The 11,676-nt window shown below is 37.6% G+C and carries 10 protein-coding genes; 9 read left to right on the top strand and 1 reads right to left on the bottom strand.

Features of this window, described 5'->3' with window-relative positions; all coding sequences use genetic code 11:
- Together AC220I_RS11990 and AC220I_RS11985 are read left to right on the top strand one after the other, a co-directional pair.
- A partial coding sequence (locus tag AC220I_RS11990; protein ID WP_486724074.1) for a BMC domain-containing protein occupies positions 1–478 on the top strand: 478 nt, incomplete at its 5' end.
- A gap of 40 nt (positions 479–518) precedes the next feature.
- Positions 519–1,052, top strand: coding sequence for a hypothetical protein (locus AC220I_RS11985; RefSeq protein WP_486724073.1), 534 nt, complete (start codon positions 519–521; stop codon positions 1,050–1,052).
- Between the two features lie 116 nt (positions 1,053–1,168).
- Here AC220I_RS11985 and AC220I_RS11980 read toward each other — a convergent pair whose 3' ends face one another.
- A complete protein-coding gene (locus AC220I_RS11980) occupies positions 1,169–2,017 on the bottom strand; it encodes an AraC family transcriptional regulator (protein WP_486724072.1) in 849 nt (282 codons plus the stop codon).
- A 207-nt stretch (positions 2,018–2,224) separates the two neighbouring features.
- Between AC220I_RS11980 and AC220I_RS11975 the strand changes: the two genes are divergently transcribed.
- The 7 genes from AC220I_RS11975 to AC220I_RS11945 form a co-directional block, all read left to right on the top strand.
- The gene (locus AC220I_RS11975; RefSeq protein WP_486724071.1) at positions 2,225–5,590 is read left to right on the top strand and encodes a DUF5107 domain-containing protein; all 3,366 of its coding nucleotides are present in this window, start codon (positions 2,225–2,227) and stop codon (positions 5,588–5,590) included.
- 158 nt (positions 5,591–5,748) lie between these two features.
- The gene (locus AC220I_RS11970) at positions 5,749–7,239 is read left to right on the top strand and encodes a sugar ABC transporter ATP-binding protein (RefSeq protein WP_486724070.1); all 1,491 of its coding nucleotides are present in this window, start codon (positions 5,749–5,751) and stop codon (positions 7,237–7,239) included.
- A gap of 10 nt (positions 7,240–7,249) precedes the next feature.
- Positions 7,250–8,233: an ABC transporter permease gene (locus AC220I_RS11965; RefSeq protein WP_486724069.1), complete on the top strand. Its 984-nt coding sequence runs from the start codon at positions 7,250–7,252 to the stop codon at positions 8,231–8,233.
- Positions 8,234–8,277: 44 nt separating this feature from the next.
- Entirely contained in the window at positions 8,278–9,327 is a 1,050-nt protein-coding gene (locus AC220I_RS11960; protein WP_486724068.1) for an arabinose ABC transporter substrate-binding protein, read from the top strand.
- A 163-nt stretch (positions 9,328–9,490) separates the two neighbouring features.
- On the top strand, positions 9,491–10,432 hold the full coding sequence (locus AC220I_RS11955) for a DUF5107 domain-containing protein (protein ID WP_486724067.1): 942 nt from the start codon (positions 9,491–9,493) through the stop codon (positions 10,430–10,432).
- A 204-nt stretch (positions 10,433–10,636) separates the two neighbouring features.
- Positions 10,637–11,269, top strand: coding sequence for an HD-GYP domain-containing protein (locus AC220I_RS11950; protein ID WP_486724066.1), 633 nt, complete (start codon positions 10,637–10,639; stop codon positions 11,267–11,269).
- Between the two features lies 1 nt (position 11,270).
- Positions 11,271–11,676, top strand: a 406-nt coding sequence (locus AC220I_RS11945) for a hypothetical protein (protein ID WP_486724065.1), incomplete at its 3' end; no start/stop codon positions are given.

Genomic DNA, 11,676 nt, shown 5'->3' with positions numbered 1-11,676 from the left:
GAAGTCTTCCAATGTGGAACTTATGATGGCCAATCCTATTTGCCCTGGGAAATATATTGGTATTATCACTGGCGAGGTTGCAGCTGTAAACAATGCTGTAAAAGTAGGTCAGCAGTTAGGTGGTCCATTTTTAATCGAAGCCATTGTGATATCAAATGCACATGATTCTTTGATACCTGCATTGCTTGGTAGCAATATAGTAGACGGAGTGGATACCTTAGGTGTCATTGAAACCATGTCAGCACTTGGCGCTATTCAAGTGGCAGATGTAGCAGTAAAAGCATCTAATATTAAGCTCATTGAAGTAAGAGTAGCTAGAGGACTTGGTGGTAAGGGTTTTGTCGTCTTTACTGGTGAAATATCATCCGTTAAAATGGCAGTTTCAGCTTGCAAGTCTACTTATCAGGGCACTGGTGAAATATTATGCGCTTCAGTGGTGGCAACGCCAAATAAGAAATTGATTCAAAGTATTCTTTAAAATTGAGATAAAAGTTTATATGAGAGGATGGTGTGAAAAGATGAATTTGCTACTGTTTGAGCATATCAGCATACCAGAAGGTCTTAAGTTCACAGATCATGCAATCAAACACTATCAAGTGAAACTTGAGAAGCATGATATAAGATGTCCAGGGCGATATGTAAGCCTTTTGTCCGGTTCTGAAGCTAATATCAAAAGCTTAAATCACTTGATTATGACAAAAGAGTCGATAAAATTCATATCGGTTAAGTGTCTTTATAATCTATCACCATCTCTTATGTCAAAAACAAATTCAGCGCTTGAACCAAATTTTGGTGATGACCTGCTGGTGATTGAAACCAAGTATTTGATAGACGGCTATTTTGTTCTAGATCACCTGATTAAACGTATTGATGTGGACCAATTTACGATACTAAGCCGTTTGGGATTATTCGGGAAAGGTATAGTCATGGTATCCGGTAAAAGCAATAGCATTCAGATGGGGCTAAAAGCACTGGAATCTATAGAGATTTTCCCTTTGATTAAAAGCGCAGAAGTTATTAGAAAATCAAGCTTTGAAAAAATTGTTTTATAAATAAAGTTGCTCACAAAAATACGCCTTTAATAAATGATAATGTACAGCCAAAAAACAAAACCGTCATTGAAGACTCAAAGAGTCCAATGGCGGTTTTGCTTGATATTTAGGTGATTCTAAAATGGCATATCCCTAAAAGCACTGGGCGTCTGCCTGCTATTGTGTTTAAAAGCAGTTGTAAAATTGGACTCACTGTTGAATCCGGATTCAAATGCAATTTCTTTGATTCTCAGTTTAGTGTTTTTAAGGAGGAACTTAGAATGGTTGAGCCTCACAAGATTGAGATATTCATATGGGGAATAACCAAGTTCCTTTTTAAAAGTACGGCTAAAATGATAAGGGCTCAAATTGACAAAAGAAGCGATATCATCAAGCGAAATTTTTTCTTTAAAATGTGCTCGAATATAAGCAATTGCATCATTGATTTGTGCGTTCTTTTTAGAGTTTTCATAGCTAGAGTCACCGGATAAGATTAAAAGCTCAGCGAGCATCCTTTGCAGATTGCACGAAATCAGTGCCTCATGAATCATTTTTTCGGCTTTAAAGTTCTCTAAAAAGGCTTCAATATAGTCTTGGATGATAACAGAGTCTCTCATCTGAAGGACATGACCAAATTTCTCAGAAAGAAGATTGTAATATTGCAAACTCATATTGCCATCAAAGTGTATCCAAAGGGTTTCCCAAGTACTATTTGTCCCGTACTCATGGGGTTCATAACAATTGAGCAAGATTATGTCATTTGCCTTAACCATGTGTAATCGTCCATTTGATTTAACATAACCCTCACCGTTTTTTACATACATAATCAAGAAACTGTCTAAATAGTCTCTTTTCACATTGTACTTGTCATCACAATAGAAGTGTCCAAGACACTTAATGTGGAAAAAAACCTCACGCCCTACCTGACTGGGTGTGTTAAAAAATGCATACGATTTATCACCAACACCCGACTCATTAACCTTCATTTTATGCCTCCCCCAAGAAAATAAATAAAAAGATTGTATAAAGCAAGATTTCTAAAATAGTCAGCAATTCCTATTAATGTCTTATCTCTAAAAATATTATACAATCTAGAATAATAAGAGACAATACGAAATTGTATGAAAATATTAAGATGAACTCAATATTGTTCTAAAAAGCAATAATTAAATAGTTTTTAAGGAGATATGGACATGAATGGTGAGAAATGGGCAAAAATTTGGGAGGATATTGTTGAATATCCAACTTATGAGGTTGGGGAACCTGATAAAAATCCTATGTTTCTAGAAAAACGTGTTTATCAGGGCAGCTCAGGCAAAGTTTATCCGCTTCCTGTTATTGATAAAATAACAGATCAAAAAAAAATGAAAGAATATCGAGTGGTTTATTTGGAAAACCCATATCTGAAAGTCATGATTATGCCTGAGTTGGGCGGCAGAATCCACCGTGCATTTGACAAGACAAATCAGTATGACTTCGTCTATCACAATGAAGTGATCAAACCAGCACTTGTGGGATTGGTTGGACCATGGATATCTGGTGGAATAGAGTTTAACTGGCCTCAGCATCATAGACCAAATACCTTCGGACCAGTAGAGTATCAAATTGAAGAGAATGAAGACGGCAGCAAAACTTTGTGGGTGAGCGAAATCGATAAAATGTATGGCACCAAGGGGATGGCTGGTTTTACGCTTTATCCTGACAAAGCCTATATTGAGATTACCGGTCAGCTCTATAATCGTACTGAGTTGCCCCAAACATTTTTATGGTGGGCAAATCCTGCTGTTGCGGTGAACGATCATACACAGTCTATTTTTCCGCCGGATGTGCATGCCGTATTCGATCACGGTAAAAGAGATGTTTCAAAGTTTCCTATTGCAACGGGGATCTATTATAAAATGGACTATTCTGAAGGCGTTGACATTAGTCGATACAAGAACATTCCAGTGCCAACTTCTTATATGGCCTATAAGTCTGACTACGACTTTGTTGGTGGCTACGATTATCATGTAGAAGCAGGCATACTTCATATAGCAAACCATCACATCTCTCCTGGTAAAAAGCAATGGACTTGGGGCTGTGGTGATTTTGGAAAGGCCTGGGATCGAAACCTAACAGATGATAATGGGCCTTATATAGAACTTATGACTGGCGTCTATACAGATAATCAGCCGGATTTCACATGGCTAAAGCCACATGAGGAGAAGACCTTTAAGCAATATTTCATGCCTTATAAAAAGGTTGGTCTTGTAAAAAATGCAAACATTGACGTGGCCGTTGGACTAGAAAAGACAGAAGCGGGTGCATTAATCACGGTTTATGTCACATCACATAGACCGGGGCTAAATATCAGGTTGCAAACTCAAAAGGACTCAATTAACAAGCTTGACGATATTAGACTTACAAGTAAACCATACCATGATGTTCTTGTTGATCTAGATCCTTCAGAGGCTTATCAAGTTGAAGTTGCCTTACCGGATGGGGTTTTGCTTGACAGTTTAGAGCTCGTGGTAATTTCAGACCAAGGGGACACATTAATTCGCTATGCAGAAAAAGGCATTGAACAAGAGCCAATTCCTGATGCAGCAAAGCCAATGCAGCTGCCAAAAGACATTCAAACGATTGAAGAACTCTACCTGGCAGGCCTCCATTTAGAGCAATATCGACACGCTACCTATGAACCAGAGGCCTATTACGAGGAAGGTCTTAAAAGAGATGCGAACGACATAAGATTGAATAATGCATATGGCTTGTTAATGCTAAGAAGAGGGCTTTTTAAGCTGGCTGAGCATCACTTTAGGCTTGCCGTTAAGAGGTCAACTAAACATAATCCAAATCCCTATGACGGCGAACCTTTCTTCAATCTAGGCTTAGCCCTTAAGTACCAAGGAAAATTAGAAGAGGCATATGGTGCCTTTTACAAATCCGTATGGTCAAGTGAATGGCAAGGCAGTGGCTATTATGAAATTGCAAAAATAGATTGTATCAATAAGCAATATGCAAATGCGCTTGAGCATGTGCAAAAATCTTTAGTTAAAAATAGTCATCATATGAAAGCAAGACATTTAGAAATTATGGTCTTAAGAAAACTTGGTAAAGTAGAATTGGCAGTTCAAGGGTGTGAACTTCTAAAAACCATAGACAAACTAGATACAGGAGCATTAAGCGAGCTCTTCTTCCTAGGTATAGAGCAAGCAAAGGAAAGACTCGGCGAAATTCTAAGAGGGGATCTCAACAATTTGATCTGTCTTGCAGCAGCTTATGGTGAATCAGGCGCAAATGATGAAGCAATAGAGCTTTTAAACTTAGGCACGACACTATATGGGATTAAATCGCCTATGGTTCATTATTATCAAGGCTACTATGCTTTGATGAGAGATACGATTTGCACAGAGGATTTAAATCTTGCTAATAAATACTTTGAAGAAGCTAGCCATATGAACTTTGACTATTGCTTCCCAAATACACTTGAAGATTTGCTTGTACTTGAAAAGGTCATTAAAACAAATCCAGAAGATGCTTATGCCCACTTAATTTTAGGAAACTTGCTTTACGATAAAAAACAGTATGAACAAGCTTTAAAAATGTGGCATATTTCTGTAAAATTAAATTCGGACTTGGCGATTGCACATCGAAATTTGGCCCTCGGCTATTATAATAAGTTGGGACAGGCAGATCTTGCGTTAAAACACCTATCAAGAGCAGTGGCGATAAAACCAGATGATGCAAGATTGGTTTTAGAGTTAGATCAGCTTCATAAAAAGATGAACAAGCCTTATCATGAGCGATTAGCCTTTTTAAAGGAACGTATTAAAGTTGTTGAGAAACGTGATGACCTCTATGTTGAGTATATTACACTCTTAAACATGGATGGCCAATATGATTTGGTTTGCAAATTAATTGAGTCAAGAATCTTTCATCCATGGGAGGGTGGGGAAGGCAAAATCACCAAACAGTTTGTTATCGCCCACTTGGAACTTGCAAAAAAAGAACTTGTAAATAATAATCCGCATATTGCAATAGAGCATTTGTGTAAAACTTTTGAGTATCCAAAAAACTTGGGTGAGGGAAAGCTTTACGGCACACAAGAAAACAATATTCACTATTATTTAGCATGTGCCTATGAAATGGTTGGGGATTCTGAAAATGCACAGATTTATTTTGAAAAGGCTTCTAAAGGATTAAGTGAGCCAACAAGTGCAATGTTTTATAACGATCAACCACCAGAGATGATTTATTATCAAGGATTGGCACATTTGAAGTTGAATCAAATCAGAGAAGCGAAAGCAAGATTTAATAAGTTGATATCATATGGTGAAACTCATTTTTATGATTCTGTTAAAATTGATTACTTTGCGATTTCTTTACCAGACTTTTTAATATTTGATGATGATCTAGATCTTAAGAACAGAATTCACTGCCATTATCTTATGGCACTTGGTTATTTAGGACTTGGAGAGAAAGTGAAGGCATTGGGTCATTTTAAAGAAGGCCTCTTACTTGAAGGAAATCATCAAGGCATTGTGGGACATTTGAGGGAACTAGAAGACATAATCTGAAAACATGATAGACTTAAAGCCAGAAGGCATTCATAAGAAGTTTAAGGGCAAGATTTATAAAAGAGTTAGCAATTTTGAGTAATGTAATCTAATGACATTAGGGATAAAATAGACTTAAGAGTAGCTGATTCATAAAAATTGGGAGGTGGATGCTAAACGTGAAAAATAGTTTAGAGTTCAGGGGTATTACAAAGTACTTTCCAGGTGTTAAAGCACTTGACGATATCAGTTTTACGATTGAAAGTGGAAAAATAGTTGCTTTTTTAGGTGAAAATGGCGCTGGAAAATCAACACTATTAAAGATCATCAACGGAGACTACCAGCCGACTAGTGGTGCATATATACTCAATGGTGTAGAGAAACATTATAGTGATCCCAAGGAAGCGATTGAGGACGGTATAGGTGTTATCTATCAGGAAAGACAGATTTTGCTTGAACTGAGCATTGCAGAAAATATATTTATTGGCAGACTTCCTAAAAATAAAATGGGCCTTGTGGATACTGAAAAATTGCATGCAAACGCCCAGGCGATCATTGAAGAATTTAACCTGCCTTTAGACAGTTATGAACGCGTTAAAAACCTTAGTATAGCACATCAGCAAATGGTTGAAATCATGAAGGCCTACAGCAGAGATCTCAAACTTATCGCATTTGATGAACCCACAGCAAGCTTATGTGACAGTGAAATTGACTCTTTGTTCAATATCATTAAAAAACTAAAGGCTGAAGGTAAAATTATTATATATGTATCACATAGGATGCAAGAGTTAGAAATGCTTGCAGATGAAATCGCTATTTTTAAGGATGGTAAATTCATAACAAAGGCACAAAAATCTGAGATGACCCAGAAAGACATGATAAAGCTCATGGTCGGTAGAGATTTGGGGGATATCTTCAAGGATCTGAAACGTGAAAAGCAGCTGGGGGAAGATATTTTATCTGTTGAAAATTTAAGCAATCAGGTCATCAAAAATGTTTCATTCTCCCTAAAGAAGGGTGAAATTCTAGGTTTTTCTGGACTTGTTGGCTCAGGTCGAACTGAAGTGATGCGGGCGATTATTGGTGCAGATAAGATCATGAATGGCACCATAAAGGTCGAAGGCAATGCGGTTAGCTTCAACAACCCATCAGATTCTATCAAAAGCGGAATTGTACTTGTTCCAGAAGATCGAAAATTACAAGGCATCCTCCCCAATTTATCGGTGGGTGAAAATATAAGTATTGGCATCCTTGAAAAGATTTCTACAAAATTGGGTTTTGTAAACGTTCTTAAAGAGCGAAAAATTGTAAGTCAGAACATTGAAAAGTTTAAAATAAAAACGCCTTATCAAGAAAAGAAAATTGTCGAACTCAGTGGTGGTAATCAGCAGAAGTGCATAGTTGCAAGATGGCTTGAAACTGACCCTAAGGTACTCATACTGGATGAACCCACTAAAGGCATTGACATTGGTGCAAAGTCTGAATTTTATAACCTCATCATGGAGCTTGCAAATTCAGGTTTGAGTATCCTTTTAATTTCCTCTGAACTACCGGAAATTATTGGATTGAGCGATCGCATCATCGTCATGAAAAATGGTGTCATTACAGGTGAAGTCAATAAGGAAGATGCAACTGAGGATGTTTTATTATCATATGCAATGTTAGGATAAGGAGATTTTTATGAAGGAAAACAAACTGTTAAAAAAGATACCAACGGATAAAATTGGCTTAATGATCGCATTAATTGTCATTGTTGTGATCTTTACAATGTATAATCCAAATTATTTTTCGAAGACAAACTTTATTAATATATTGGTTGCATCTTCTTTGGTCGGATTGGTTGCCATCGGCGAAACCTTTCTAGTCATTGCAGGATTGGTTGATCTGTCGGCAGGCTCTGTAGCGGCCTTTGCCAGTGTCTTAGCGGCGTTGTTGGCGTCACTTGGACTATCATTTCCCTATGTAATCCTGATATCAATCATATCAGGCATGATTGTCGGTTATATAAATTCGCTCGCGGTTACGAAGATAAAATTAGAGCCTTTTATAGCTACTTTAGCAACAATGTCAATCATGAGAGGGTTCGCATATATCCTGTGCGACGGTAAACCGATTTATATTATGGATCAAACATTTATTAACTTTGGAAACACACGCATCTTGGGATTGCCGATTCCGGCCATCATATTATTGGTCTGTTTTGTGGTATTTGGCATTATTTTAAAGAGCACGCGATTTGGTCGAAGTGTTTATGTCATAGGTGGCAATAAGGATGCAGCAAGACTTGCAGGATTACAACCTCAAAAGATTACCAATATACTCTATATGCTGACGGGTGCACTTGCATCTCTAGGTGGGGTTATATTAGCAGCCCGAATGAGTTCAGGACAACCAGCTGCCAGTGTCGGTTTAGAGTTTGATGCCATAACGGCAGCAGTCCTTGGCGGTACAGCGTTTTCAGGTGGTGTCGGGTCCATCGGGGGTAGTTTGTTAGGCCTTTTAATACTACAAGGCTTTAATACTGGCTTGATCATGCTCAATGTTCCATCATTTTGGCAATATGTCGCAAGAGGTTTATTGCTATTAATCGCTTTAACATTTGACCATGTCAGAAAAGTTAATCGTGAAAAGCAGCAATTGAAAACGAGTATGGCAGAAAATTGATTCTATTATGAAGCATTCATAATGAGATATATGAGGAGGGCAAAATGAAGAGAGTTTTATTAATTGTTTTATCGCTTGTGTTGGTACTATCAATGTTGTCAGGCTGTAGTTCAGCACCACAAGAAAATACTGAAGCGGCTGCAGTAGCTACAAATGATGCAGCAAGTACACCAGTAGAGACAGCGAAGAAACCTGTAATAGCTGGTATCTACAAAGCGGGGGATCAGGTTTGGTTTATTGATGAAGGTAAGGCTGCTGAAGCGAAAGCTCTAGAGCTTGGGGCAGAAAAGTTCATCTATATTGATGCAAAAATGAATCCAGATACTTTTTTACAAGCGATTGATAATGTAATCGCACAAAAGGTCGACGGTGTTATCACTTGTATTCCTGACCAACAGTTGTCACAAGTAACTATGACGAAACTAAAAGAAGCTGGCATACCTGTCGTTGCAGCAGATGATCCTATCGTTGATAGCAATGGCAACAAAATTGCACCTTGGGTAGGCATCAACGCTTATAAAATTGGCCAAGCGAATGGAGAATGGTTAGCAAATTATGCTAAAGAAAGTGGTCTTGAAAATGACCCTGAAGCTGCAGTTTTAATTTTAACCATGGATACGGTTTCAAGCTGTGTACCTAGAGCAGAAGGTGAATTTGACAAGTTTACAGAAATTCTACCAAACTATCCTAAGGAAATGATTTATAAGGCAGATTACAATGGCGAAACAGAAAAAGGCTTCAATGCTGCATCTGCAATTTTCACAGCAAATCCACAAATTAAAAAATGGATGGTTATGGGCGCTAATGAAGAAGGTACAATTGGTGCAGTCAGAGCGCTTGAGCAGGCTGGCTTAGATAAAGATTCTGTTGTAATCGGTTTAGGTGGCTATTTGGCAAAAGACGAGTTTAAAAAAGAATATTCTGCTATGAAGGCAGCTTCTTATTTCTCATCAGATGCTGTAGGTGGAACATCAGCTGAAATCCTTATGAACTTTATTTTAAACGGCACTGAAATGCCTGGTGAAACAGCAGTAGATGCTATTATCGTAACTAAAGACAATTATGTTGAAGTTATGGGTAAAAATGCTGAGTAATCAAGTTTGATGTATAATATTTTGATTTAAAAAAATTAAGGGCCTTTAGTTTGAAGTATTTTTCAAATGAAGGCTCTTTTTAATCAATGCGCCTTTTAAGCGAGGTTTTTTTAATAAAGGTTCTTAGAATAGAGACCAAAATAATAGAAAATGAGGTCAATACATGTTGCAAGTTTCAATTTGTCAGGTTGTTTTTAAAGGCTTAAAGGCATATGAAATTAAGAATAAAAAGCTTTCGATAATAGTCCTGCCTTCATTGGGTGGAAAGATAGCATCCATTAAATATCTAGAAAATGAATTTGAATTTCTTTTCCAGACTAATAAAGACTACTATGACATGCCAAAACCGGATTCTTTATTTGAAGCCTTTGACGCATCGGGAATGGATGATGCATTTCCCAATATTGATGCATCAGAGGGGTGTATCGAAAATGACGACTTTCATTTTTCGGATCATGGTGAAATTTGGAGAAGTCGATTCGAGGCAGAAGTACAAGGAAGCCTGTTGGTTATGACCTTTAAAAGTGATGCCTTTCAGTATGAATATACTAAGAAAATTGAATTGTTGGCAGATCGATTGGTCATACACTATGATATTTTGAATGTGGGCCAACAGAGTTTGCCATTTATTTGGACCTTTCATGGGCTTTTAAAAGCGGATCCTAAAATGCATTTAAATTTTCCTCTTGGTACAAGAGCCATTGAAAATGTACTTAATAGTGACTTTTTAGGCGAAGCGGGAAGCATTCATAACTTTCCCATCACAAAAGATCTTAAGGGAAATGAATATAGGTTGGATCGAATATGTGATATAAGGGCTAAAAAGTATGAGAAGTATTATGTGTCCAACACAATAGAGATTGGCGAGTGTGGGGTTTATTATCCAGACCAAGGAAGGGGCCTAATTTTAAGGTATGACGCTCAAAAACTGCCCTTTTTAGGCTTGTGGGTTACGGAAGGCGGCTATAGAGGTGACTACAATTTAGCATTTGAACCCTCGACCGGTTATTATGACTGTATTTTTAAAGCCCAAAAAACTGGAACTCTAAAAATACTTAATCCAAATGAAGTTTTTAGTCATGATTTGGAGATCCAAGTCTTTTAACTCAAACATCATCTATTTAATTTAAAAACATATTATTGATTTTCAGCAAACCTGTGTTGGTAGGAGGCGGACTTGTCTTATGTCGCCTCCTTTAGTTTGTTAAAAATGAATTTACATTTGAAGGTCCTTTTTAGAATTGACATTGAATTAACAATAATGTATACTGCAAATGATAATCGATATCAATTACAAGAGGGGACATTCATGTTTAAAGAATTAAAATACAAATACTATCACGATATCATAGATTGCCTAGTGAGTGCTCTTGAAGCAAAGGACGTATACACCAAGGGGCACTCTGACAGAGTGGCACAGTTTGCAAGCGACATTGCCTTTGCCATTGGCTTCAGGGAGGATGCCTTAGATCGCATACACATTGCAGGTCACCTGCATGATATCGGTAAAATCGGCATTTCAGACCTAATATTAAACAAGGCTGGAAAGCTGACCTTCGCCGAATACGAGAATATTAAGAAGCATAGCAAAATTGGCTATGATATATTGAGCAAATCCAGTGAATTAAATGAAATTGCCTTGTTTATCAAGCATCATCATGAAGCCTATGATGGCACTGGCTATCCAGATGGTTTATCGGGTGAAGCGATACCCCTTGAATCCAGGATACTGGCAATCAGCGATGCCATCGATGCTATGACATCCAAGCGCCACTATCGAAATCAGGTGGATTTTAAAACCTGTCGAAAAGAGATTGAAAGATGCGCCGGTGGACAATTTGATCCTAGAATCGTTAAGGCCATGTCTGACCTGTGGCCTAAATGGGAAAATATGAAGTCCTATCAGGATTTTCACAACCCTAATTTTGAATGGTGTTCATGAAATGTTAAAGATAAAATCAGATTACGACAAATATTTGGAAGAATTCTATCTGAGCATACAGCTTATCGTGTTTATTGTCATTTTGTTTGGCTTTAGGATGCTGGATAAGAATCTCAAGGAAACGGCTTTTTTCCTGTATTTTTTAATATATGGCCTCTACCTACTAGGGGTTTTTAGCCTTTATATTAGAGAGAGCTTCAGACAAAACAGCGCTACGACGGTCTTAAAGCAAGAGCGTTTTATAGTGGTCGAAGGTCTAATTTATGGTGCTGGCATCCTCTTATTTAAGGATTTGACCATGGTCTTTTCACACATCCTGTATGTGTTTTTGATCATCCAGTCCTTAAGGGCAGTCAGTAAGCATAAATACTTTGTTTTGGCTTATACGGTAGGCCTGCATACAACAG

This window comes from Fusibacter sp. (assembly GCF_057447755.1).
The sequence above is the reverse complement of the archived record's forward strand: the minus strand, read 5'-3'. Positions and strand labels throughout refer to the sequence as shown.

Excerpts from the sequence above, each read along its gene's own strand:
- AC220I_RS11950 (WP_486724066.1), top strand. The coding sequence starts at position 10,637 with ATGTTTAAAGAATTAAAATACAAATACTATCACGATATCATAGATTGC.
- AC220I_RS11965 (WP_486724069.1), top strand. The coding sequence starts at position 7,250 with ATGAAGGAAAACAAACTGTTAAAAAAGATACCAACGGATAAAATTGGC.
- AC220I_RS11975 (WP_486724071.1), top strand. The coding sequence starts at position 2,225 with ATGAATGGTGAGAAATGGGCAAAAATTTGGGAGGATATTGTTGAATAT.
- AC220I_RS11955 (WP_486724067.1), top strand. The coding sequence starts at position 9,491 with ATGTTGCAAGTTTCAATTTGTCAGGTTGTTTTTAAAGGCTTAAAGGCA.
- AC220I_RS11960 (WP_486724068.1), top strand. The coding sequence starts at position 8,278 with ATGAAGAGAGTTTTATTAATTGTTTTATCGCTTGTGTTGGTACTATCA.
- AC220I_RS11985 (WP_486724073.1), top strand. The coding sequence starts at position 519 with ATGAATTTGCTACTGTTTGAGCATATCAGCATACCAGAAGGTCTTAAG.
- AC220I_RS11980 (WP_486724072.1), bottom strand. The coding sequence starts at position 2,017 with ATGAAGGTTAATGAGTCGGGTGTTGGTGATAAATCGTATGCATTTTTT.